Source organism: Kitasatospora mediocidica KCTC 9733 (genome assembly GCF_000744225.1).
Lineage (GTDB): Bacteria > Actinomycetota > Actinomycetes > Streptomycetales > Streptomycetaceae > Kitasatospora > Kitasatospora mediocidica.
The window spans coordinates 1,189,608-1,212,921 of sequence record NZ_JQLN01000005.1 but is presented as its reverse complement, the minus strand read 5'-3'; the positions used below and the strand labels follow the sequence as shown (position 1 = coordinate 1,212,921).

Sequence of the window (23,314 nt, the reverse complement as noted above, 5' to 3'; positions counted from 1 at the left end):
GGTCCCCCCTTCAGGTCGAACTCAGCCGCCGCTCTTGCGACGGAAGGTGCGCTTGCCACCGGCTGCGGAGTGGGCACCGTGGATCTTGGAGTCGCCGCCCGAGCCACTGGCCGAAGCGTCACTCTTCCCACCGTGCTTGCGCTCCAGCGCGGCCAGGAACTTGGCCTTCATGTCGTCCTGGCCGGCAGCCGCAGGCGTCTCGGGGTTCTCGTCGTTCTCCACTGCTGCTGCGTCGCTGCTCATACGGGACCTCCTGGGCGGGGCGGACTTCTGGTCGTGCAGCTGCCACTGTGTCATGTCCGGTGGGGGACCCGGCTGCTTGAGTGCTCCAGATCGCGGTACTTCGGCCCGCCGATGAAGTACAGCAGTGCCGCGGCCGGAAAACAGAACGATGCCACGGCAACGACGATGGCTTCCCACCACATGACGCACTCCCGACACTCTCGCATGACCGTTTGGTCCGTATTGCGACGCTATGGGCAGATCGATGGCCGCGCCACCGCGCGAGTCGCGCGGTGTCCCCGTTCGAGGGATCATCCGCCGAGGTCTGTGCCGGGGCCGATCCGGCACCGCACACTTGGCGGCATGCAGGTACAACTGGCAGGGCAGGCGCAGCGGCCGGACGCGGAGAGCGAGGACTTCGCCACCGCCTCGCCGGAGGCGCTGGTGCTGCTCGACGGTTCGAGCTCACCGGCGGGCATGGAGTCGGGCTGCCGGCACGGCACCGCCTGGTACGTACGCCGGCTCGGCGTGCACCTGATGGCCCGGATGACCGACCGTTCGGACCGCGACATCGCCGAGTGCCTGGCCGACGCCATCGCCGAGACCGCCGCCCTGCACGGCGGACGCTGCGACCTGGCCCACCCCAACACCCCCGCCGCGATGGTGGTCGCCGCCCGCAAGCACGGTCGCTCGCTGGAGTACCTGGTGCTCGGCGACTCGCTGCTCGTCCTCGAACCGTCCACCGGCCCGCTACAGGTGATCGGCGACAACCAGGACTTCACGGCCGGTGAGAGCCTGCTCCGGTCGGTCTGGCAGGCCGAGCTCGGGACGGCCGAGCGCGCGGCGCTGCACCTGCGGTACGCGCTGGCCGTCCGAGCCGTGCGCAACACCGGCGACGGGCCGTGGATCGCGGCCGCCTCGCCGAAGGCCGCCGGCCACGCCGAGACGGGCTTCGTCCGGCTCGACGGGCTGCGCGCGCTGGCCGCGCTCACCGACGGCGCAGGCCGGTACACCGCGAACTTCGCCCTCGGCGACTGGCCGGCCGCGCTGCGCCTGATGGCCGACAGCGGCCCGGCCGCGCTGATCGCCCGGGTCCGCGAGGCGGAGGAGAGCGACCCGCGCTGCGAGCGCTGGCCGCGCAGCAAGCCGCACGACGACGCGACCGCCCTCTACGCCAGGCTCTGAACCTCCTCCAGCACCGCGCCGACGCTCGCCAGCGCCCCCATCTCCGCCCCCAGCCGCTGAGCGGCCGTGCGGTACGACGCGTCGCCGAGCACCGACTCGACGGCGGCCCGAATCCGCGGCACGTCCTCGGCGCGGGGTAGGCCCATCGCGCCCGCCGGCCCGCCACTGGGCGCGACGACCAGGCCCGCGCCCGCCGCGTCCACCAGCCGGCCGTTCGCGGGCTGGTCCGCGAAGAGCGGAACGACGACCAGCGGGACCCCGGCCGCCAACGCGCCGAAGGTGGTGCCCGAGCCCCCGTGGCAGAGCACCAGGTCGGCGCTGCCCAGCACGTCCGCCTGCGGGACCCACGCCTCCACGTGCACGTTGGCGGGCACCGGGCCGAGCGACGCCGGGTCGACGGCCCGCCCGACGGTGAGCAGCACCCGCACGGGCAGCCCGTCCACCGCGTCCAACGCCGTCCGGAACGCGGCCGAGGCGGCCGGGCTGCCGCCCACGACACTGCCGAACGTGAGGTAGACCAGCGGCGCCGCACTCCCGGACCACCAGTCCGGCAGCTCCCCGCCGCGCTCCGCCACCTCCCGGAAGCGGCGGGTCAAGACATACGGTGACGGGTCGAGCGAGGCCGGGAACCGCGTCAAGTACGGCGCCGCGCGCAGCCGTTCGACGGTCTCGTGCCCGTACGGCTCCAGCGCGGGCGCGGCCAGGTCGAGCGAGGACGCCTCGACCGCCGCGAGCGAGATCCCGACCTGCGCCTGCGGTATCCCGTGCCGCGCGGCGACCACGGCCGAGGCGTACTCGCACGGCTCGTGCAGGATCAGCTCGGGCCGCCACTCGCGACACGCCTCTTCGAGGGCGGGCAGCATCGCGGCCGTGCAGAGCCGCCCGAAGAACTCCCGGTTGGCCAGGACGGCGGCCTCACCCCGGGACGCCTGCGGAAACCGCCGCCAGACCGCGGCGGCTTCGTCCGCGGCCGGCTCGTCCCCGACCCGGACCGCCACCCCCAGCCCGGAGACGCGCGCCACCAACTTCGGTGGCACCACGAGGAGTACGTCGTCCCCGCGCGCTACACAGGAGTCGATGAAGGGGAGGAGCGGATTGAAGTGCCCGGAGCCCTCGGTGGAGCTGAAGAGAACACGCATGCTGCCGAGGCTAGTTGCCGAACGCGCCGTCCCTGACTCCACGGAGGAAGTCGGCGAAGGCAGCGGTGGAGAAGACCAGCGCGGGCCCGTGCGGGTCCTTGCTGTCGCGGACGGGGACGGCGTCTGTGAGCCCGGTTCCGACCTCGACGCACTGCCCCTGGTTGGAGCCGCTGTAGCTGCTCTTGTGCCAGGTAACGGGGAGTCTGCTTGCACTGGTCATCTGCTGAATTCCTCCAGACGGGCGGCGATCAGTTCGGCCGACGCCTCGTGCGACAGGGCGACGGCTCTGAGCAGATCATAGGAGTGTGCTGCGTGCGCTACCTCCTCCTTGCCGAGGCCCATGCGACCTTGCGTGAAGGCATCGACGTACAGCACGTCTTCGCCCTCGTCGAAGCCCAGAAGTGTGAAGGGTCCATTCAGTCCGGGGTGTTCCGCGACACTCGCCGGGATCACCTGGATGACCGTGCTGGGATCCTCGCCCGCCTGCAACAAGCGCGTGAGCTGAGCCCGCATCACCGCTGCTCCTCCGATAGGCCTTCTGAGCGCCTGCTCGTCGATCACGAACCAGACCCGTGGGCGGTCCTCCCGCTCGAAGATGCTCTGCCGGGACATCCGGGCGGCGACCAGGTCGTTGAGCGTGTACGAGCGCGCCACCCTGAAGATGGCCCGCGCGTAGTCCTCGGTCTGCAGTAGGCCGGGGATGAGCTGCATGTCGAAGGTCCGGATGGATTGGGCTTCCCGCTCCAACTCCACATACGGCAGGAACCAGCTCGGATACGCATACCGCAACACCAGCGGATGCAGCCGCATGAAGTGGCCCCCAGTGCCGAACGCCGCGTCCAACCCCGCCGCCAACTCCGCGCTCGGCACCCGCTTCGCCGACTCGATGTAGCTGATCATCGCCTGCGTGGCGAGTGCCTTCTTCGCCGTCTCCTGCTGCGACCAGCCCGCCTCCGTCCGCATCCGGTGGGCCTCCGATCCGAAGAACGCGAGGAGCGACGCCGTGGGGTCCGGCCCTTCGGTCTCTGCGGTCATCGCGGCGACGCCTCCTCATAACTGGATCCGCTTTATCGGCCCGCCCCTCCTCAGCGTACGTGCGCAGAGCGATGATTGATGGACAGTCAGTCATAGTCATCCAATCGAGCGCAGCCAGAACGGACCCCCATGACCGCCGACTTCCACCGCCACCTGCGTGACCAGCGCGAACGCGCCGACCACGCCCTCGCCCGGCTCCGCGCCGCCCTCCGGCTCGCCGGACTCGTCCTGCCCTCGCTGGGGCCCGACCATCAGTCGTCCCTCACGGGCGTTGTGCTGATCGAACTCGGTGCGGTGCGACCCGACATCGCCGAGCAGCTGGCGGATCTCATCGCGCGAGGAGTCGGCAATGCCGACTTCTGAAACCGGTAGACCCGCCCGGCTCTGGCGTCTCCTCCGCCCACCTCACCCGACCTGTCCGCTCGGCTGGCCCAACTGTCCACTGTGCCAAGGGAACCCAACCCGATGAAGTCCTCCAAGTGCAGCGCCATGACCCTGCGCGCCTACCGCATCACCCCCACCGGCCGGCGCGTCGAGATCTCCCGCCGGACGGTCTCCCTCCAACCGGGTGCGATCGAGATCTCCAGCATCTGGCCGCCCTGCGCCTGTCCGCGCTGCCGACCAGCCGCCGAGCAGCTGCCCGAGAGCGCCTGAACGCTCCGGCGGCGGGGCGCTAGAAGCAGTTCCAGTAGCCGTTCCAGCCGCCCGAGCCGTTCGGGGTGCCGAACCAGTGCCAGCAGCCGCTCAGTACGGGCTCCCAGCCGGTGGACGCGTACTGGTAGTAGGAGCCCTCGTCGCCGCCGGCCGGGAAGCCGGTCGGGTCGTAGAGCTCGGCGTCGGTCAGGGCCTGGTGGCCCGTCTGGTTCCACGTGTTGACGCAGATGCTTCCGCCGTCGTAGGAGCGGATCAGGCGCGTGCTGAAGCCGTTGGCGTCGTGCTGCGCGATGACGTTGCCGTTGCAGTAGTAGTTCGCCGCATGGGCGGCAGTCGGCAGGCTGATCGTCAGGGCAGCGCTCATCGCAGCCGCAGCGCCGAGCCCGGCCAGCCGTCGTCGCATTGCCTTCATGGTGGTGCCCCCGCGTCCCCGTGTCTGAGTGTCTCTGTGGCTGTGTGTCTGTGTGATCCCCTGGCCGGGGGCTCACGTGTGCCGGTCACGAAGGCCAGGGGCTCGGGGCGCCGGGCAGGAGGGTGGAACTCGCCTAAGGAGCAGGCGTTTTCGGCCAACCCGGAGGGCCTTCAGGCGTGGCCGAGCAGTTCCTCGCGCCGGGCCAGGGCCCAGGCGCGTTCCGTCTCGATCTCCGGGATGAAGTCTTGGCGCAGGAACGCGGCCCAGGGGTCCTCGCCGAGGACGCCCAGGCGCGCGATCCGCTCGGTCTCGTCGCGCTGCAGCCGCGCCAGCGCGTCGAGTACGTCGCCCGGGACCGCGCCGTACGCGGCGCACAGCAGTCGGAGCCGTCGTGCGAGCGGTGCACCCTCCTTCCCGTAGCCGACCCTGCTCTGGCGGTCGGGAAGCCGCAGCGGCACGCTGTACCAGGCCAGTTGGGCAAGGTCGTCCAGGGGCTCGCCGGGGATGGCGAGATCCCAGTCGATAAAACCCGTCAACCGGTCGTTCTCCCAGACCGAGTTCCAACTGGTGAGGTCTCCATGGCGCATGATCAATCCGGGGCGCCACTGAGCAGCCGGGTCGCACCACACGGCCGCGGGCGAGGGGCGGAAGTCGCGGACAGCCTCGTGGTAGTCGCGCAGCCACCGCCCGAGCGCGGTCACGCCCTCGTCCGCGAGCAGCGCCTTCGGCCACGGGTACAGGCCGACCTCGCCGTGCAGGAGCGACACCACCTCCTCGCCCTCGTCGGGTCCGGCGCCCAACACGCGTGGTGCGCCCGAGAATCCGACGTTCTCGAGGTGGCGCAGCAGCTCGTGCACCGCAGGGGTCCATACCCGCCAGGGCCGCCGGATGGTCTCGCCTTCACGGCGTACCTCGGAGAGGCCGCCCCGCATCGTCTCGCCGTCCTTGATCACGGCAGCACCCTAGCGTCGACCGTCATCAGCGCTACCTGCGGCCCGCACGCCCGGACCATCGGACCGGCCGAGAAACCGTCGAGCGGTAGCGGGGCTCCAGGAACGGCGGTTCCCCACGCCCTACTTGGCCTCGCGGGCGGCCGAGGTGTGCGACATGTCCGCGTAGCGGTCGCCCGCCACCTGGCCGGCGATGGGCTCCAGCAGCGCCAACTCCTCGGCAGTCAGGGTGATTCGGGTGGCTGCGGCGTTCTCCAGGAGGCGGCTGCGCTTGCGGGTCCCGGGGATCGGCACCACGGTCAGGCCGTGCACCTCGGCCCGTTGCTGCACCCAGGCGAGCGCGATCTGCGCCGTGCTGGCGCCACGGTCGGCGGCGATCGCGTGCAGCGGCGCCAGGAGGGCGGCGTTCGCGCGGGCGTTGTCGCCGCTGAAGCGCGGCAGCAACGTCCGGAAGTCGCTGCTGGAGAGCTCCTCGTTCGCGTCCGTGAAGGCACCGGTCAGGAACCCCCTGCCGAGCGGCGAGTACGGGACGAAGGCCACCCCGAGGGCGGCGGCCGCGCCGACCGCGCTGTGCTCGACGTCCCGGCTGAAGACCGACCACTCCGACTGCAACGCGGTGATCGGGTGCACGGCGTACGCCTCGCGCAGTTCGGCACCGGTGACCTCGCTCAGGCCGAGGTGCTTGACCTTGCCCTCCCGGACCAGTTCGGCCATCGTCCCGACCGATTCGGCGAGCGGGACGGCAGGGTCGCGGCGGTGCATGTAGTAGAGGTCGATGACGTCGACGTCCAGTCGCCGCAGGCTCGCCTCGACCGCCCTCCGGAGGTAGCCGGGGTCGTTGCTGATGCCCCGGTAGTTCGGGTCGTCGGCGCGGAGTTCGAAGCCGAACTTGGTGGCCAACGTGATCTCGTCGCGGTGCGCGGCGACGAACGGCGCGAGGAACTCCTCGTTCGAGCCGTGGCCGTACATGTCGGCGGTGTCGATGAGGGTGACGCCTGCTTCGAGGCTCGCCTCCAGGGTGTCGCGCGCGGCTGCGACGTCCGTGTCTCCGTAGGCGACGCTGATGCCCATGGCGCCGAAGCCCTGGACGCCCACGAGGGGTCCGCCGGAGCCCAGTTCGACCGTGCGGATCTTTCCGGTGGTGCTGCTCACGGGGTTGCTCATGAGGGTGTTCAAGCCCTTCCTGACGCCCGCCGGGCGCCCGCATAGAAGTCGATCTTGAAGTTGAGTGCGGTGAGGGTGTCCTGCAGCTCCCCGATGCGCGCGAGCAGCTCGCCCCGGGTCCGCTCCAGGACCTCCTGCCGCTCGTCGAGGGTGTCCTCGCCCTGGCGGACCAGCTCCGCGAAGCGGACCATGTCGGCGACCGGCATCCCGGTCAGCCGCAGCGTGCCGACGAAGGCGAGCCAGTCCAGATCCCGGTTGTCGAAGAGGCGTTGGCCGTTGTGGGACCGCTGCACCTGCGGCATCAGGCCGATCTGCTCGTACCAGCGCAGGGTGTACGCGGTGAGTCCGGTCAGTGCCGCGACCTCGCTGATCGTGTAGCGGTCCTGCCCGTCGGGGCGCGGATGGGCCGGGCCCGCGGACACGCAACTGCCCACGGCCGGGGACTTCACGGGGGTGCCGTCGATCACCGTCATGACAGTCACGCTAGAGGGTTCGAGCGGACTCGAAGCAAGTGTGCGAGACCTGACGCACTGATGCCGCTGGGCGGCCGACGCAACGCGTCGGCCGCCCAGCGGCATCACAGCTCTGCTCCCGCGGCTCACTCGGCCGGGACGGTCCCCAGGCGGCCGGCGTGGAAGTCCTCCATCGCCTGCTGCAGCTCACGGTGACTGTTCATCACGAACGGACCGTAGTGGGCCACCGGCTCCCGGATCGGCTCGCCGCCCAGCAGCACGACCTCGAAGGTGGAGCTGCGCGAGTCCTGGGTGTCGTCCGCCCGGATGGTGAGTGAGTCGCCCTCGCCGAAGACCACGGACTGCCCCATGTGGAACGGGCGCCGTTCCTCGCCCGCCGAGCCGCTGCCGGCGAGGCCGTACGCGAGGGCGTTGAAGTCGCGCCGCCACGGCAGCGTGACCTGCGCACCGGCGTTCACGGACACGTGCATCATCGTGATCGGCGTGTGCGTGGCGCCGGGGCCCTGGTGGCCCGCGATGTCACCGGCGATGAGCCGGACGAGCGCGCCGCCGTCGGCCGAGGAGAGCAGCTTCACGCTGCCGCCGCGGATGTCCTGGTACTTCGGCGCGATCATCTTGTCCGCGGCGGGCAGGTTCACCCACAGCTGCAGCCCGTGGAAGAGCCCGCCGGACATCACCAGCGACTCCGGCGGCGTCTCGATGTGCAGCAGGCCCGAGCCGGCCGTCATCCACTGGGTGTCGCCGTCGGTGATGACGCCACCGCCGCCGTGCGAGTCCTTGTGAATGAAGGTGCCGTCGATGATGTAGGTGACGGTCTCGAAGCCGCGGTGCGGGTGCCAAGGGGTCCCCTTGGGCTCACCGGCCGCGTAATCCACCTCGCCCATCTGGTCCATCATGATGAATGGGTCCAGGTACTTGGTGTTGATCTTCGCGAACGCCCGGCGGACCGGGAATCCCTCGCCCTCGTACCCCTCGGGTGCGGTGGACACCGCCAGGACCGGCCGGGACGTCGTGACGGCGGGGTCGGGGGTGGCGACGCGCGGGAGGGTCAGCGGGTTGTCGACGGTCACGGCGGGCATGTCGGCCTCCTTCGGGGGTCTGTGGCCTACATCCAGGAGATTAGTTCAATCATCAACAAGAAGCAAGTTGAAAGTTCAACCATGCGTGGAGGAGCGGCGCTCTCAAGTGAGATCGACGCTCTAAAGCGAGAGCAGTGCTCTTAGGCAAGAGCACTGCTCTCGCCTGTTCCGCCCTACCACCCCACCCCGCACGAAGGCAGCAAAAAGAGCGGCGATCCCAATCAAGAGCACTGCTCTCGATTCAGATCGCCGCTCCGGCGGCCCCGAGCCCCCAGGGTCCTGGACGCCGTCAGCCGTCAGCCGTCAGCCGTCAGCCGTACATCCGCCGCATCGTGAAGTCGACCATCTGCTCGACGGCCTTGGCGTCGAACACCATCCGGTGCTCGCCCTCCATGTCCAGCGCGAACCCGTACCCGGTCGGCAACAGGTCCAGGACCTCGGCGCCGGAGACCGAGAAGTGCTTGGACTCCTTGCCCGCGTAGCGCCGCAGCTCCTTGAGCGAGCTGAACATCGGGATCACCGGCGTCGGCGTGTTGTGCAGCGCCAGGAAGCCGGGTCGCTCGCCGCGCGGGCAGTGCACCTTCGACGTGATGAAGATGGCCTGGAAGTCCTCCACCGGCATCGACCCGGTGGTGAAGGCGCGCACGGCGTCCGCCAGCGATGGTGGCGACGGCTCGGGGTACAGCGACTGACCGGCGGTCGGCGGTTGCTCGCCGTATCCTCCGACCCCGCCGACACCGCCGGCCTGTCCGTCGTAGCCCGGCTGTCCGTACATGCCGTTCATGCCCTGCTGCCCCGCCTGCTGGTAGGGGTCGCCGGGGTAGCCGCCGTTCGCGCCGGGTGCGCTCTGCTCGTAGCCGTACACACGGACAGGCTAGCGGGCCCGGCCCACCTCGTGGGGCGGCCGATCCGGACAAGGAGCGGTGGGATGGGACTGTCGGGACGTGACTACGTTCACGTCGGATTAACGCCGAAGGGGTTGAAGAAGTTACTAACCGGTAGCATCATGATGTCTACTGGCGGGTAGGGGCGTCCGGATGTATGGAACGACGCACCTGGAAGCGACGAACCGAAGCGACGAACCGGAGAAACGGCCATGGGTCACTACAAGTCCAACCTGCGGGACGTGGAGTTCAACCTCTTCGAGGTGTTCGGTCGCGACCAGGTGTACGGCACCGGTCCGTTCGCCGACATGGACGTCGAGACCGCGAAGAACATCCTCAGCGAGATCTCGCGCCTGGCCGAGAACGAGCTGGCCGCCTCCTTCGCCGAGACCGACCGTACCCCGCCGGTCTTCGACCCGGAGACGAACACCGCTCCGATCCCGGACGCGTTCAAGAAGAGCTACCAGGCCTACATGGACGCCGAGTGGTGGCGTCTGGGCATTCCGGAGGCGATCGGCGGCCAGGTCACGCCGTCCTCGCTGATCTGGGCCTACGCCGAGCAGATCCTCGGCTCGAACCCGGCCATCTGGATGTACTCCTCCGGTCCGGCCTTCGCCGGCGTCGTCTACGACGAGGGCACCGAGGAGCAGGCCAAGGTCGCCAAGCTCATGGTCGACCGCCAGTGGGGCGCCACCATGGTGCTGACCGAGCCCGACGCGGGCTCCGACGTCGGCGCCGGCCGCACCAAGGCGATCAAGCAGGACGACGGCTCGTGGCACATCGAGGGCGTGAAGCGCTTCATCACCTCGGGTGAGCACGACATGTCCGAGAACATCATCCACCTGGTGCTGGCCCGCCCCGAGGGCGGCAAGCCGGGCACCAAGGGCCTGGGCCTGTACATCGTCCCGAAGTTCGACTTCGACTGGGAGACCGGCGAGCTGGGCGAGCGCAACGGCGCCTACGCCACCAACGTCGAGCACAAGATGGGTCTGAAGGCCTCGAACACCTGCGAGGTGACCTTCGGCGCCAAGCACCCGGCCAAGGGCTGGCTGGTCGGTGAGACCGTCGACGGCATCCGCCAGATGTTCAAGATCATCGAGTTCGCCCGGATGATGGTCGGCACGAAGGCCATCGCCACCCTCTCCACCGGCTACCTGAACGCGCTGGAGTACGCCAAGGAGCGCGTGCAGGGCGCCGACATCTCCAACTTCCTGGACAAGGCCGCTCCCCGGGTCACCATCACCAACCACCCGGACGTCCGCCGCTCGCTGATGACCCAGAAGGCGTACGCCGAGGGCATGCGCGCCCTGGTGCTCTACACCGCCTCGGTCCAGGACGACCTGGTGGCCGCCCGCCTGCGCGGCGAGACGGACGAGGCCGCCGAGCGCCTGAACGACCTGCTGCTGCCGATCGTCAAGGGCTACGGCTCGGAGAAGTCCTACGAGCAGCTCGCCCAGTCCCTGCAGACCTTCGGCGGCTCCGGCTTCCTGCAGGAGTACCCGATCGAGCAGTACATCCGGGACGCCAAGATCGACACCCTCTACGAGGGCACCACCGCGATCCAGGGCCTGGACTTCTTCTTCCGCAAGATCGTCAAGGACGGCGGCCAGGCGCTGACCGCGGTCTCCGAGCTGATCCAGAAGTTCATCGCCGCCGGTGAGGGCGGCGACGCCCTGGCGGCCGAGCGCGAGCTGCTCGCGAAGGCGGCCGGCGACCTGGAGGCCATCGTCGGCAAGCTCCTGGCCGACCTGTCCTCGGTCGAGCAGGACGTGAAGAACATGTACAAGGTGGGCCTCAACACCACCCGCCTGCTGATGGTCTCGGGCGACGTGGTGATCGGCTGGCTGCTGCTGCGTCAGGCCGTGGTCGCGCAGGCCAAGCTGGAGGCCGGCGCCGCCGCCAAGGACGTCGCCTTCTACCAGGGCAAGATCGCCGCGGCTCGCTTCTTCGCCCGCAACATCCTGCCGACGGTCGCCCCGCAGCGCCTGATCGCCGAGGGTGTCGACAACGAGATCATGGACCTGGCCGAAGAGGCGTTCTAGTCTGCCGCCAGGTCTGCCGGACCGCCTGACCCACCCTCAACCCGGAGGGGGCCCTGCGCACAGCGCTCGGCCCCCTCCGGGCTTTTCGCGTCCGCGTCACGCCCGCGTCGGGTGTTCGTCGGTGTTCGTTGGTGCTCGTTGGTGTCTGCCGGTCGCCCGCCGGGTACCTGGCGGGTGCGGCGGCGGTCCGACGGACACCCGAATCCCGCCGGGTTCCAACGGGATTCCGGCTCGATTCCGACCTGATCGCGACGGGCGGTCCCAGTCGGTGTTCGGAGTGTGATGGACCGTGCGGACGTTTGACTGTCCTGTCGGTGTACGGGCATATGCTCAGGGATGGGAAGCCCCTCCCCCACCGGCTCTCCGCTATCCCTCGACTCAGGAGCAGCATGTCGACCGCCGACCGACCGGTCTACTTCGACCGGACCCACACCGACGATCTGATCGCCTATCTGGCGGCCGCCCCGTCCCCGTACCACGCGGTGGCCGGTGCGGCCGAGCGGCTCGAGAAGGCGGGTTTCCGCCAGGTCGCGGAGACCGACGCGTGGGAGGGCACGGCCGGTGGGCGGTACGTCATCCGAGGTGGTGCGCTGATCGCCTGGTACGTGCCGGAAGGGGCCCGGCCGGAGACGCCGTTCCGCGTGGTCGGCACGCACACCGACTCGCCCAACCTCCGGGTCAAGCCGATGCCCGACACCGGCTCGGCCGGCTGGCGCCAGGTGGCGGTGGAGATCTACGGCGGTGTGCCGCTGAACAGTTGGCTCGACCGGGACCTGGGACTGTCCGGCCGGCTGGTGCTGCGGGACGGGTCGACGCGGCTGGTGCAGTTGGACGAGGCGCTGCTGAGGGTTCCGCAGCTGGCGATCCACCTCGACCGTCAGGTCAACGACGGACTGAAGCTGGACAAGCAGCGCCACCTCACGCCGATCTGGGGTCTCGGCCAGGTGGACGAGGGCGCGCTCATCTCCTACGTCGCGGAGCGCGCCGGAGTGGACGCTTCCGCGGTGGTGGGCTGGGATCTGATGACCCATGACGTCCAGCCGCCGTCCTATCTCGGCAAGGACCACGACCTGTTGGCCGCCCCCCGGCTGGACAACCTGCTCTCGGTGCACGCGGCCACCGCCGCGCTCGCCGCCGCGGTCACCACGGACGGCGCCAACCTGCCGTACATCCCGGTGCTCGCGGCCTTCGACCACGAGGAGACGGGCAGCGAGTCGGACACCGGCGCGCAGGGCCCGCTGCTGGGCAACGTGCTGGACCGCAGCGTCTTCGCACGCGGCGGTACGGCGGAGGACCGCGCCCGGGCGCTGGCCGGCACGATCTGCCTCTCCTGCGACATGGGCCACGCCGTGCACCCGAACTACAGCGAGCGGCACGAGCCCGGCCACCAGCCGATGCCCAACGGCGGCCCGATGCTCAAGGTCAACGTCAACAACCGCTACGCGACGGACGGCGTCGGGAGGGCCGTCTTCGCTGCCGCCTGCGAGCGGGCCGGTGTGCCGTGGCAGACCTTCGTCTCCAACAACGCGATGCCCTGCGGCACGACGATCGGCCCGATCACCGCCGCCCGCCTCGGCATCACCACGGTGGACTGCGGCATCGCGGCGCTCTCCATGCACTCGGCCCGCGAGCTCTGCGGCGCGGACGACCCCTACCTGCTGGCCAGCGCGATCAAGGCGTTCCTGGAGGGCTGACCCGCCAGGCCGTGCCCAGGGGGCCGGGACCGCTCGCGGTCCCGGCCCCCTGGCGCGTCACTCCATCCCGGCCAGCACCAGCGGCAGCCGGGTCGCCCCGCCGGCGACCAGCTTCACCGGCACACCCCAGTCCTGCTGGTGCACATGGCAGGCCGGGTACTCGATCTCGGGGTCGTCGTCGCAGGACGCGGCCATCGCCGAGACGTGCAGCACGCCCTCCGCCACCTCGTCCGAGAGCACCAGCTCACGAACGAGAGCACTGTCCGCGCCGGCGCCCGAGACGAGCAGCTCCGGCGGGGTCGAGCTGACCAGCAACCGGGTCGACGGGCCGTAGCGTTCGTCCAGCTTCTGGCCGCTGGGGGCGGAGAAGACCACGTCCAGCCGGAGCGCGCCGGGGGCGACCTCGGTCGCCGCACGCTGGGTGCGGTGGGCGACCGACTCGACGCGCACCGCCTCCTCGGGCAGCCGCAGCCGGGTCAGCCGGTGCCGGGCCGACTCCACCACCACGATGTCGCCGTCCACCAACACCGCCCCCGAGGGCTCGCGCAGGTCGGTGGCCAGCGTGCTGACCTCGCCACTGGCCGGGTCGAAGCGGCGCAGCGCGTGGTTGTAGGTGTCCGCGATCGCCACCGAGCCGTCCGGCAGCACGGTGACGCCCAGCGGGTGCTGGAGCAGCGCCTGGTCGGCCGCGCCGTCGCGGTGCCCGAAGTCGAAGAGCCCACTGCCCACCGGCGAGGAGACCAGACCGGTTTCACGTGAAACAGCGCGCAGCGCCGAGGTCTCCGAGTCCGCCACCCAGAGCGTCCCGCCGTCCGCCGAGACGGCGAGACCGGACGGCTGGGCGAACCAGGCCTCGGCGAGGGGACCGTCCACCAGGCCCTCGTTGGTCGTCCCGGCGGCGACGCCGACCGTGCCGACCACCGGGTCGTACGCCCAGAGCTGGTGCACGCCGGCCATCGCGATCCACACCCGGCCGTCGAACCAGGCGACGTCCCACGGCGAGGAGAGGTCCACCTCGCGGGCCGGGCCCTCGGTCGCCGACCCCTGCCACCACTGCCGGCCGGTCCCGGCGAGCGTGGTGACCGAGCCGTCCGAGAGCCGCACGCCGCGCAGCGCGTGGTTCACGGTGTCGGCCACCACCACGTCGTAGTCCAGCCCCAGATCGGCCGGGACCAGCGCCAGCCCCTGCGGCTCGCTGAACCGCGCGCGGTCGGCCGGGCCGTCCGCCAGCCCGCGCACCCCCTCGCCGATCCGCCGCAGCACGCTCTCGCCGTCCTCGGCCAGCTCGACCAGCGAGTGATGGCCGGAGTCGGCGACCAGGAAGCCGCCGCCGGGCAGCCGGACCGCCTTGCCCGGGAACTTCAGCTCCCCGGCCTGCGGCTCGGGCGCCACGTACGGGCCGTCCCCGCGCCGCAGCGTCCCCTTGGCCGCGTGCTCGGCCTCCAGCTCCTCCACCAGCCGCTCGATCGCGTGCGCGTGCCCCTCACCGGCGTGCTGGGCGACCACGTACCCCTCGGGGTCGATCACCACCAGCGTCGGCCACGCCCGCACCGCGTACTGCTTCCAGGTCACCAGCTCGGGGTCGTCCAGCACGGGGTGCGCCACGTCGTACCGGGCCACCGCGTCCACCACCGCCTGGTGGTCCGCCTCATGGACGAACTTCGGTGAGTGCACCCCGACGATCACCAGCGTGTCGCGGTGCTTCTCCTCCAGCTCGCGCAGCTCGTCGAGGACATGGAGGCAGTTGATACAGCAGAAGGTCCAGAAGTCGGCGATGACGATCTTCCCCCGGAAGTCCGCCAGCGTGAGGTCCTTGCCGCCGGTGTTGAGCCAACCACCGGCGCCGACCAGTTCAGGGGCGCGTACGCGTGCACGAGAAGCCATAACCCCATCAAACCGCACGGGTTCGTGCCGGCTCGAGCGGGTAGGGTCCGCAGTGGCGGTGGCAAGAGGCAAGATCAACAAGTGCCCGCAGGGGCAACGATCTTGGGCGAACGTGCTAGCGTGCGCCGATGTCATGTTCGGGCCAGACGACAGTACTTCCTGGCGTGGGATCACCCCGCCCGAGTTCAGCAGCGCCCGGTGCGGTGGCGAGGCCGATAGGCCGGCCGACGGCGCTCCCGTCGCTGACGGGGATGCGCTGGACTGCGGCGCTCCTGGTCTTCCTGTTCCACGTGAACCTGGTGCAGTACTTCGGCGGCCGTGCCGGCAGCCTGGTCAACTGGGCCTTCTCGGCGGGCGACACCGGGGTCTCGTTCTTCTTCATGCTGTCCGGGTTCGTGCTGGCCTGGTCCTCGCCGGGACGCACCGGGATCGTGCGGTTCTGGCGCCGCAGGCTGGCCCGGGTCTATCCGCTGCACGTGGTGACCGCGCTGCTCGCCCTGGCGATGGCCTTCACCTTCGCGCCGCTGACGAAGCCGCTGCACACGCAGCTGGCGGCGAACCTGCTGATGGTCCAGTCCTGGGTGCCGGACTTCGGCTTCTTCCAGAGCGTGAACCCGGTCAGCTGGTCGCTGGCCTGTGAGGCGTTCTTCTACCTCCTGTTCCCGGTGCTGCTCTGGTGCCTGCGGCGGGTGGACTGGCGCGGGAACCTGCTGGTCGTCGCGGCCTGCACGGCGACGGTCCTGCTGATGCCGACGCTGGTCCACCACCTCTCGCCGTCCGCCGACTTCACCTGGGCGATCTACTACTTCCCGCTGCTGCGGCTGCCGGAGTTCGTCCTCGGCGTGGCGCTGGCCGAGGTGGTCCGCGCCGGGCGCTGGCGCGGTCCCGGCCTGGCGGTCTCGCTGCTGCTCGCGGCGGCCGGCTACTTCCTGACCAGCCAGGTCGCCTACGGCTACCAGTTCGTCTCGTGCACGGTGACCGGGTTCGCCGCGCTCATAGCGGCGGCGGCGACGGCCGACCTCAAGGGGGAGCCGTCGCCCTGGCGCGGGCGGCTCATGGTCAAGCTGGGCGAGATGTCCTTCGCCTTCTACATGATCCATCTCCTGGTGATGCGGACCGGCGAGTACGCGTTCCGCTCCCACCCGAAGCTGCACTGGCCGACGGGCCTGGCCGTGACGGCGGCCGCCTTCGCGGTCGCGCTGGGCATCGCCTGGGTGCTGCACACCTTCGTCGAGGGGCCCGGGCGTCGCCTGATGCTGCGCAGCTGGAGCCGACGGGCCGACACGCCCTAGGTTTCCCGGCTCTGGCGGTGCTCCCCCCGGATCGCGCCGCCGTGGCTCAGGATGTCCCGTGAGGGGTCGGAATCCACGACGGGAGCGAGTGCGTGATCAAGTACAAGGTCAGGGAGCGGGTCTTCGGGATCGGCGACGACCACTGGATCGAGGACGAGCACGGGCACAAGGCGTTCCTGGTGGACGGCAAGGTGCTGCGGATCCGGGAGACCTTCGAGCTGAAGGACGACACCGGCCGGGTGGTGGCGGTGATCAGGAAGAAGGCGCTCGCGGTCCGGGACGCGATGCGGGTCGAGGACGCGCACGGCGGGACGGTCGCCACCGTCCGCCGCAAGCTCTTCTCGCCGATCCGGCACAGCTACTACGCGGAGCTGCACGGCGGCGGGGAGCTGGAGATCCACGGCGACCTGGTCGGCAAGGAGTACACCGTCGAGGCGGACGGCCACAAGATCGCCGAGGTCTCCCGCTCCTGGTTCCGGATCCGCGACCACTACGGCGTGCGGATCGCCGACGGCGCCGACACCCCGCTGCTGCTGGCCATCGCGGTCTGCGTGGAGCACCTGGTGGCGGAGGACGACTGACGTCGGTCCCGGCCCGGGCGCCCGCCCGGGCCGGAGCGGCGCCGGGCGGGGGTCAGCGGGCGGACGGGGCGAGGTGCTCCCCGAGCCGGGCGCTCAGGTGCTGCCGGGCGGCCGGCCACTCGTCGGCGAGCATCGAGAAGTAGACGCTGTCGCGCCAGGTGCCGTCGGCGCGGCGCCGTTCGCGGCGGTGGGTGCCCTCGTACTGGGCGCCGAGGCGGCGGATGGCGGCCTGCGAGCGCTCGTTGCGGTGGTCGGTCTTCCACATCACCCGGCCCATGCCCAACTCGTCGAAGGCGTGGCGCAGGAGCAGCAGCTTCGACTCGGTGTTGACCGCGCTGCGCCAGGCCGAGCGGCCGTACCAGGTCCAGCCGATCTCCAGCCACTCGTCCTGCGGGTGGATCGCCAGGTAGGTGGTCCAGCCGATGGCGCGGCCGGTGTCGAGCCTGATGACGGCGAAGGCGACGCTCTCGCCGCGCTCGACCTCGGCGAGCAGTCCGTCCAGCAGCGCGCCGAGCTCCTGCTCGGTCTGCGGGGCGGGGACGGGGAGCCAGCGCCAGACCTCCTCGTCCCGGCCGCCGGCCTCGAAGAGGTCGGGCAGGTGAGTGCGGGAGAGCGGTTCCAGGCGGACGTGCTGGCCGGTCAGGGTGACGGGCACGGGGTGCTTCGCGGTCATGAGCGAACGGTAGTACTCGATTGCACTAGGGGCAAGGGATATCTGCCTTAGTACAAAGATGTCCATGAAAGAGGCCCCGCCGGATCGCGGCGGGGCCTCGTTCGTGCACTCCGATGCGCGGGGCGCTCGGATCAGGCTCAGACGAAGGAGTTGATCTGGATCGTCTCGTAGCGGCCGGGGCCGACGCCGATGGCGGAGATCGGGGCTCCCGACATCTCCTCCAGCGCCTTCACATAGGCCTGCGCGTTCTTCGGCAGGTCGCTGAAGCTCTGCGCCTTGCTGAGGTCCTCGGTCCAGCCGGGGAAGTTCTCGTAGATCGGCTTGGCGTGGTGGAAGTCCGACTGGTTGTACGGGAGCTCCTCGACGCGCTTGCCGTCGATCTCGTACGCGACGCAGACCGGGATCTGCTCCCAGCCGGTCAGCACGTCCAGCTTGGTGAGGAAGAAGTCGGTCAGGCCGTTGACCCGGGTCGCGTAGCGCGCGATCACCGCGTCGAACCAGCCGCAGCGGCGGTCACGGCCGGTGGTGACACCGCGCTCACCGCCGATCCGGCGCAGCGCCTCGCCGTCGGCGTCCAGCAGCTCGGTCGGGAACGGGCCCGAGCCGACGCGCGTGGTGTACGCCTTGAGGATGCCGATGACCCGGTCGATCTTGGTCGGGCCGATGCCCGCGCCGGTGCAGGCGCCGCCGGCCGTCGGGTTGGACGAGGTCACGAAGGGGTACGTGCCGTGGTCGACGTCCAGCAGGGTGCCCTGGCCGCCCTCCAGCAGGACGACCTTGTTCGCCTTCAGCGCCTCGTCCAGGACGAGGGTGGTGTCGGCGAGGAACGGGCGCAGCTTGTCGGCGTAGCCGAGGTACTCCTCCACCACCAGCTCGGCCGGGATGGCGCGGCGGTTGTAGAGCTTGACCAGCAGCTGGTTCTTGTCCTGCAGCGCGGCTTCGACCTTCTGCTGCAGGATCGACTCGTCGAAGATGTCCTGGACCCGGATGCCGACGCGGTTGATCTTGTCCGCGTAGGTCGGGCCGATGCCGCGGCCGGTGGTGCCGATCTTGCGCTTGCCGAGGAAGCGCTCGACCACCTTGTCCAGCGTGCGGTGGTAGGGCGTGATCAGGTGGGCGTTGCCCGAGATCAGCAGCTTCGAGGTGTCGATGCCGCGCTCGTTCAGGCCCGCCAGCTCGGAGAGCAGCACACCCGGGTCGATCACGACGCCGTTGCCGATCACCGGGACCACGTTCGGGCTGAGGATGCCGGAAGGGAGCAGGTGGAGGGCGTACTTCTGGTCGCCGATGACCACGGTGTGACCAGCGTTGTTGCCACCCTGGTAGCGGACGACGTAGTCGACGGATCCGCCGAGGAGGTCGGTGGCCTTCCCCTTGCCCTCGTCTCCCCACTGAGCGCCAACGAGCACGAGTGCCGGCACAGGCGTACACCCCTTCCGGTTGGGGCATCCTGCGTAGGCCGCAGTCTGCCCCGAGATAGACGAAGCCCCTGGCGCAATAGCGCAAGGGGCTCTTGCACCGAGAGATTACCTGAGGAAGGACCGGTCGTGTCGTCCCAGTCCACGTCCGTACCCCCGCCGTCCGACACCCCGCAGCCGCCCGGGAGCTGCCCGCTGCTGCTCCTGCTGGACCCGGTCGCGCGCGAGGCGGACGGCGAGGCGGTACGGATCGCCCGGGACGTCCTGGCGGGGGGTGCCGACGTCAAGGTGGTGCTACCGGAGAGTTCGGCCGAACTCGACCGGGTTCTTTCGCATCGTGGTCGCCGCCGTCCGGTGGTGATCGGTTCCGATCTGACGTTGCAACGAGTGGTGCAGGCCCTGCACCGGCAGCGCGAGTTGGCCTCGGGACCGCTCGGGCTGGTGCCGGTTGGCCGGGCTCCGGCGGTGGCGCTGGCCCGCGCGGCGGGGTGCCGACCGAGCCGGTGGCCGCGGCCCGCGCGGTCCTGACCGGCGTGCCGCGCGACTTCGGGATGCTGCTGGACGAGGAGGACGGGGTGGTGCTGGGCGAGGTCCGGATCCCCGGCCGCGGACAGGGCCATCCTGGCGGTTGGCGTTCGCTATGGGCGAAATTGGTTGCGGCCGAGCAGGTGGAGCCGGAGCCCTCCCGGCTACGGGTGGAGGCGGACGGGCGTCCGCTCTGCGGGCACGACCGTCCGGTCCGGCTGGTCGCGCTGCGGCTGCCGATGGGGTCCGTGGCGGCCGAGGTGGTGGTCCGGCCGGCCGGCCCGGGCGGGTCGCTGGTGCGGGTACGGGCCTCCAGCGTGACCGTGCGGGGCCGGACGTTCGGCTACGAGGCCGACGGCTGCCCGGTCGGTCCGGTGCGCACGCGCACCTGGACGGCCCATCCGGACACCTGGGCACTGCTGCTGCCCGCAGGGTGAGCAGCGTCACCCGGACACCCCCGGCCGCCGGGCCCAGCCCGGCCGGGGGGCATGGTAAGGGGTTTTGTCTACGCGCGTTGCCAGCGGATTGACCAAGCTCGACCCGATCCCTCGTTCGGGAAGCCTGTGCCAACTGCCCTAGACTCGAAGGCGTGCCTCGTGGTGACGGAAGACTCAACCACGACCTTCTTCCCGGTGAGAAAGGCCCCCAGGACGCTTGCGGCGTCTTCGGTGTCTGGGCTCCCGGCGAGGAGGTCGCCAAGCTCTCGTACTTCGGCCTCTATGCCCTGCAGCACCGCGGACAGGAATCCGCGGGAATCGCAGTGAGCAATGGGTCCCAGATTCTCGTCTTCAAGGACATGGGACTTGTCTCCCAGGTCTTCGACGAAGCGGCTCTGGGGTCCTTGCACGGGCATATCGCCGTCGGACATGCCCGCTACTCGACCACCGGGTCCTCGGTCTGGGAGAACGCCCAGCCGACATTCCGGGCGACCGCTCACGGTTCGCTGGCTCTCGGCCACAACGGAAACCTGGTCAACACCGCCGAACTCGCGGAGATGGTCGCCCAGCTCCCCGGTGCCGAGCACGTCTCGCGCTCCGGCCGGACCGCCGCGACCAATGACACCGATCTGGTGACCGCGCTGCTCGCCGGCCACCCCGACCTGTCCATCGAGGAGACCGCCCGGCAGATCCTGCCGAAGGTCAAGGGCGCCTTCTCGCTCGTCTTCATGGACGAACACACCCTGTACGCCGCCCGTGACCCGCAGGGCATCCGCCCGCTGGTGCTCGGCCGGCTCGAACGCGGTTGGGTGGTGGCCTCCGAGACGGCGGCCCTGGACATCTGCGGCGCCAGCTTCATCCGCGAGGTGGAGCCCGGCGAGCTGATCGCCATCGACGAGAACGGCATGCGGACCTCCCGCTTCGCCGAGGCCGCGCCCAAGGGCTGCGTCTTCGAGTACGTCTACCTGGCCCGTCCGGACACCTCCATCGCCGGCCGCAACGTCCACCTCTCGCGCGTCGAGATGGGCCGCAAGCTGGCCGCCGAGGCGCCCGTCGAGGCCGACATGGTGATAGCCACGCCGGAGTCCGGGACCCCTGCGGCGATCGGCTACGCCGAGGCCAGCGGCATCCCGTACGGCTCGGGTCTGGTGAAGAACGCCTACGTCGGGCGGACCTTCATCCAGCCCAGCCAGACGATCCGCCAGCTCGGCATCCGGCTCAAGCTCAACCCGCTCAAGGAAGTCATCGCGGGCAAGCGCCTGGTGGTGGTGGACGACTCGATCGTCCGCGGCAACACCCAGCGCGCGCTGGTCCGGATGCTCCGCGAGGCGGGCGCCGCCGAGGTGCACATCCGGATCTCCTCGCCGCCGGTGAAGTGGCCGTGCTTCTTCGGCATCGACTTCGCCACCCGCGCCGAGCTGATCGCCAACGGGATGACGGTGGAGGAGATCGGCCGGACCCTCGGCGCGGACTCGCTCGCCTACATCTCGCTGGACGGGATGATCGAGGCGACCAAGCAGCCCAAGGACAAGCTCTGCCGGGCCTGCTTCGACGGCGTGTACCCGATGGAGCTGCCGGACCCGGCGCTGCTCGGCAAGCTCCTGCTGGAGGCCGAGATCGCGGGCAGCCAGCAGCCGGCACCCGTGCGGGGCAAGCCCACCGGCTCGGACCTCGACGGGGTCCAGTCGCTCCTCGGCGGCCACGGCGCGGCCGACGCGCTGCGCCGACCGTAGTTCCTCCCGCCGCGGGCCCGCACAAGGGGCCCGCGGCGGACCACTCCCCAGACCCGAGAGGGCCTTAAAGCCGTGACCAGCAAAGATTCCGGTGCCACCTACGCCGCCGCGGGCGTGGACATCGAGGCGGGTGACCGCGCCGTCGAGCTCATGAAGCAGTGGGTGAAGAAGACCAACCGCCCCGAGGTGGTCGGCGGCCTCGGCGGCTTCGCCGGGCTCTTCGACATCTCCGCCCTCAAGCGCTACGAGCGGCCGCTGCTGGCCTCGGCGACCGACGGTGTGGGGACCAAGGTCGCGCTGGCCGCCGCGATGGACAAGCACGACACGATCGGGCACGACCTGGTCGGCATGGTCGTCGACGACCTGGTGGTCTGCGGCGCCGAGCCGCTCTTCATGACCGACTACATCTGCGTCGGCAAGGTTCACCCCGAGCGGGTCGCCCAGATCGTCAAGGGCATCGCCGAGGGCTGCGTGCTGGCCGGCTGCGCGCTGGTCGGCGGCGAGACCGCCGAGCACCCGGGCCTGTTGGGCCCGGACGAGTACGACGTCGCGGGCGCCGGCACCGGTGTGGTGGAGGCCGACAAGCTGCTCGGCGCCGAGCGGGTCCGCGCGGGCGACGTGGTGATCGCGATGGCCGCCTCCGGGCTGCACTCCAACGGCTACTCGCTGGTGCGCCACGTGCTGCTGAACCAGGCCGGCTGGAAGCTCGACCGCGAGGTGCCCGAGTTCGGGCGCACGCTGGGCGAGGAGCTGCTGGAGCCGACCCGGATCTACTCGCTGGACTGCCTGGCGCTCACCCGCGCCACCGAGATCCACGCCTTCTCGCACGTCACCGGCGGTGGCCTCGCCGCCAACCTGGCCCGGGTCATCCCGCAGGGCCTGCACGCCCGCCTGGACCGCGGCACCTGGACGCCGCTGCCGGTCTTCCAGACGGTGGCCGAGGTCGGCGCGATGCAGACCCTGGAGATCGAGAAGACCCTCAACATGGGCATCGGCATGGTCGCCGTCGTCCCGCCGGAGTCGGTCGACGTGGTGCTGGCGATCCTGGAGGACCGCGGCGTCGAGTCCTGGCTGCTCGGCGACATCGTCAACCTGCAGGACGGCCCCTACGAGGGCGGCGCGGCGCTGTACGGCGAGTACGCCGAGTAGAACCGCAGTCGAGAAAACGTACGACGATACGGCCGCGGGGCTCCTGAGAGGGCCCCGCGGCCGTATCGTCAGCCGTTCAGTGGGAGCTGCCGCTGTGCGGGCGCGCCGAAGACCGGTCCGGTGCCTCGGGGGCACACGGACCGGTCAGGGCAGGCCGCTACGCGCGGCGGCGGGCTTGGTGACCTGCGCCCGCCTCCTCGTCCTCTTCGTCCTCGTCGGCGTAGTAATCCGCATACGCCGCGTAGGGATCGTCCTCGTCCTCTTCGTCCTCAACCGGCTCAGGGTTGATCGAAGGAACGGGTGAAACGCCCAGCTCGCTGGACAGACGATTAGCATCGAAGCCGCCGCCGTTGTACTTCAGCTCGCGGGCAACCTTCGTCTGCTTGGCCTTGGCCCGGCCGCGCCCCATGGGTCGACCCCCTCAACGATGGGGCTCACGGCCCCGAGTCTGACACGTGTTCATGATCAGGAGCGGCTCCCCCGAAGTGGGATAGCCGTCCCTTGGAGCATTAACGGTACCTGTTTCCGCCGTCAGACGGTACGTCGCCGGTGTGACGTGGCGCGCACTGTCAGTCCGCAGAACCCGGTCTCTCCAGGTCACACGGGGGTTTCCAGGCATTCACAGGGTGTCCGGAAGGTGCCCGGGACCGTCGTTCTCCGACCGATTATCCCCCGACCGGGGCGCTGTG

25 protein-coding genes are annotated in these 23,314 nt (G+C 70.4%); 11 read left to right on the top strand and 14 right to left on the bottom strand.

Features of this window, described 5'->3' with window-relative positions; genetic code table 11:
- Positions 1-21: 21 nt before the first annotated feature.
- Complete coding sequence (locus tag BS80_RS19390) at positions 22-243, bottom strand: DUF5302 domain-containing protein (RefSeq protein ID WP_035799068.1); 222 nt, start codon at positions 241-243, stop codon at positions 22-24.
- A gap of 342 nt (positions 244-585) precedes the next feature.
- On the opposite strand from BS80_RS19390, the gene BS80_RS19385 reads away from it, so the two are divergent.
- Positions 586-1,407, top strand: a complete 822-nt coding sequence (locus BS80_RS19385; protein WP_035799066.1) for a protein phosphatase 2C domain-containing protein — start codon at positions 586-588, stop codon at positions 1,405-1,407.
- On the opposite strand, the gene BS80_RS19380 is transcribed toward BS80_RS19385, so the two are convergent.
- The 3 genes from BS80_RS19380 to BS80_RS19370 are packed head-to-tail and all read right to left on the bottom strand — an operon-like array spanning position 1,392 to position 3,581.
- Positions 1,392-2,546 carry a glycosyltransferase gene (locus BS80_RS19380; protein ID WP_035799065.1) on the bottom strand — a complete coding sequence of 385 codons (1,155 nt, stop codon included), beginning with the start codon at positions 2,544-2,546 and terminating at the stop codon, positions 1,392-1,394. The genes BS80_RS19385 and BS80_RS19380 overlap by 16 nt on opposite strands.
- A 10-nt stretch (positions 2,547-2,556) precedes the next feature.
- Positions 2,557-2,766 (bottom strand): DUF397 domain-containing protein, encoded by a 210-nt coding sequence (locus BS80_RS19375; RefSeq protein ID WP_035799064.1) that lies wholly within the window; start codon positions 2,764-2,766, stop codon positions 2,557-2,559.
- On the bottom strand, positions 2,763-3,581 hold the full coding sequence (locus BS80_RS19370; protein ID WP_035799062.1) for a helix-turn-helix domain-containing protein: 819 nt from the start codon (positions 3,579-3,581) through the stop codon (positions 2,763-2,765). Before BS80_RS19370 ends, BS80_RS19375 begins: the two co-directional genes overlap by 4 nt.
- Before the next feature lie 129 nt (positions 3,582-3,710).
- Between BS80_RS19370 and BS80_RS19365 the strand changes: the two genes are divergently transcribed.
- Together BS80_RS19365 and BS80_RS19360 are read left to right on the top strand one after the other, a co-directional pair.
- Positions 3,711-3,944 (top strand): hypothetical protein, encoded by a 234-nt coding sequence (locus BS80_RS19365; RefSeq protein ID WP_035799059.1) that lies wholly within the window; start codon positions 3,711-3,713, stop codon positions 3,942-3,944.
- 102 nt (positions 3,945-4,046) lie between these two features.
- Positions 4,047-4,235, top strand: a complete 189-nt coding sequence (locus tag BS80_RS19360) for a hypothetical protein (RefSeq protein WP_035799056.1) — start codon at positions 4,047-4,049, stop codon at positions 4,233-4,235.
- 19 nt (positions 4,236-4,254) lie between these two features.
- On the opposite strand, the gene BS80_RS19355 is transcribed toward BS80_RS19360, so the two are convergent.
- The 6 genes from BS80_RS19355 to BS80_RS19330 form a co-directional block, all read right to left on the bottom strand.
- Positions 4,255-4,638: a hypothetical protein gene (locus tag BS80_RS19355; protein WP_035799053.1), complete on the bottom strand. Its 384-nt coding sequence runs from the start codon at positions 4,636-4,638 to the stop codon at positions 4,255-4,257.
- 179 nt (positions 4,639-4,817) lie between these two features.
- Positions 4,818-5,600 (bottom strand): phosphotransferase, encoded by a 783-nt coding sequence (locus BS80_RS19350; protein ID WP_051966796.1) that lies wholly within the window; start codon positions 5,598-5,600, stop codon positions 4,818-4,820.
- 120 nt (positions 5,601-5,720) lie between these two features.
- Positions 5,721-6,761 carry an aldo/keto reductase gene (locus tag BS80_RS19345; protein ID WP_035799050.1) on the bottom strand — a complete coding sequence of 347 codons (1,041 nt, stop codon included), beginning with the start codon at positions 6,759-6,761 and terminating at the stop codon, positions 5,721-5,723.
- Between the two features lie 8 nt (positions 6,762-6,769).
- Complete coding sequence (locus BS80_RS19340; protein ID WP_035799047.1) at positions 6,770-7,234, bottom strand: MerR family transcriptional regulator; 465 nt, start codon at positions 7,232-7,234, stop codon at positions 6,770-6,772.
- A gap of 125 nt (positions 7,235-7,359) precedes the next feature.
- Positions 7,360-8,313: a pirin family protein gene (locus BS80_RS19335; RefSeq protein ID WP_035799044.1), complete on the bottom strand. Its 954-nt coding sequence runs from the start codon at positions 8,311-8,313 to the stop codon at positions 7,360-7,362.
- Between the two features lie 310 nt (positions 8,314-8,623).
- Positions 8,624-9,178: an SseB family protein gene (locus BS80_RS19330; RefSeq protein ID WP_035799041.1), complete on the bottom strand. Its 555-nt coding sequence runs from the start codon at positions 9,176-9,178 to the stop codon at positions 8,624-8,626.
- Positions 9,179-9,409: 231 nt separating this feature from the next.
- On the opposite strand from BS80_RS19330, the gene BS80_RS19325 reads away from it, so the two are divergent.
- Both BS80_RS19325 and BS80_RS19320 read left to right on the top strand, forming a co-directional pair.
- Positions 9,410-11,239, top strand: a complete 1,830-nt coding sequence (locus tag BS80_RS19325) for an acyl-CoA dehydrogenase (protein WP_035799038.1) — start codon at positions 9,410-9,412, stop codon at positions 11,237-11,239.
- A gap of 389 nt (positions 11,240-11,628) precedes the next feature.
- Positions 11,629-12,933, top strand: a complete 1,305-nt coding sequence (locus BS80_RS19320) for a M18 family aminopeptidase (RefSeq protein ID WP_035799036.1) — start codon at positions 11,629-11,631, stop codon at positions 12,931-12,933.
- A 57-nt stretch (positions 12,934-12,990) separates the two neighbouring features.
- Here the strand turns inward: BS80_RS19320 and BS80_RS19315 are convergent, their stop codons facing one another.
- The gene (locus BS80_RS19315) at positions 12,991-14,817 is read right to left on the bottom strand and encodes an NHL domain-containing thioredoxin family protein (protein WP_035799033.1); all 1,827 of its coding nucleotides are present in this window, start codon (positions 14,815-14,817) and stop codon (positions 12,991-12,993) included.
- Between the two features lie 251 nt (positions 14,818-15,068).
- On the opposite strand from BS80_RS19315, the gene BS80_RS19310 reads away from it, so the two are divergent.
- Together BS80_RS19310 and BS80_RS19305 are read left to right on the top strand one after the other, a co-directional pair.
- Positions 15,069-16,109 (top strand): acyltransferase family protein, encoded by a 1,041-nt coding sequence (locus tag BS80_RS19310; RefSeq protein WP_198045560.1) that lies wholly within the window; start codon positions 15,069-15,071, stop codon positions 16,107-16,109.
- 92 nt (positions 16,110-16,201) lie between these two features.
- Entirely contained in the window at positions 16,202-16,690 is a 489-nt protein-coding gene (locus BS80_RS19305; protein ID WP_408607401.1) for an LURP-one-related/scramblase family protein, read from the top strand.
- A gap of 52 nt (positions 16,691-16,742) precedes the next feature.
- Here the strand turns inward: BS80_RS19305 and BS80_RS19300 are convergent, their stop codons facing one another.
- Positions 16,743-17,363: a GNAT family N-acetyltransferase gene (locus BS80_RS19300; RefSeq protein ID WP_035799031.1), complete on the bottom strand. Its 621-nt coding sequence runs from the start codon at positions 17,361-17,363 to the stop codon at positions 16,743-16,745.
- Positions 17,364-17,500: 137 nt separating this feature from the next.
- Positions 17,501-18,784, bottom strand: a complete 1,284-nt coding sequence (locus BS80_RS19295; RefSeq protein WP_035799029.1) for an adenylosuccinate synthase — start codon at positions 18,782-18,784, stop codon at positions 17,501-17,503.
- Positions 18,785-18,910: 126 nt separating this feature from the next.
- Between BS80_RS19295 and BS80_RS43870 the strand changes: the two genes are divergently transcribed.
- The 4 genes from BS80_RS43870 to purM all read left to right on the top strand — a co-directional run bounded on the left by BS80_RS43870 (position 18,911) and on the right by purM (position 22,625).
- Positions 18,911-19,309: a hypothetical protein gene (locus BS80_RS43870; RefSeq protein WP_332262176.1), complete on the top strand. Its 399-nt coding sequence runs from the start codon at positions 18,911-18,913 to the stop codon at positions 19,307-19,309.
- Complete coding sequence (locus tag BS80_RS43865) at positions 19,270-19,743, top strand: hypothetical protein (protein WP_332262175.1); 474 nt, start codon at positions 19,270-19,272, stop codon at positions 19,741-19,743. The genes BS80_RS43870 and BS80_RS43865 overlap by 40 nt, the downstream gene beginning before the upstream one ends.
- Before the next feature lie 152 nt (positions 19,744-19,895).
- Positions 19,896-21,476, top strand: a complete 1,581-nt coding sequence (gene purF, locus BS80_RS19285; protein ID WP_035799028.1) for an amidophosphoribosyltransferase — start codon at positions 19,896-19,898, stop codon at positions 21,474-21,476.
- 72 nt (positions 21,477-21,548) lie between these two features.
- On the top strand, positions 21,549-22,625 hold the full coding sequence (gene purM / locus BS80_RS19280) for a phosphoribosylformylglycinamidine cyclo-ligase (RefSeq protein WP_035799026.1): 1,077 nt from the start codon (positions 21,549-21,551) through the stop codon (positions 22,623-22,625).
- Positions 22,626-22,782: 157 nt separating this feature from the next.
- On the opposite strand, the gene BS80_RS19275 is transcribed toward purM, so the two are convergent.
- The gene (locus tag BS80_RS19275; RefSeq protein ID WP_035799023.1) at positions 22,783-23,034 is read right to left on the bottom strand and encodes a DUF3073 domain-containing protein; all 252 of its coding nucleotides are present in this window, start codon (positions 23,032-23,034) and stop codon (positions 22,783-22,785) included.
- Between the last annotated feature and the right edge of the window lie 280 nt (positions 23,035-23,314).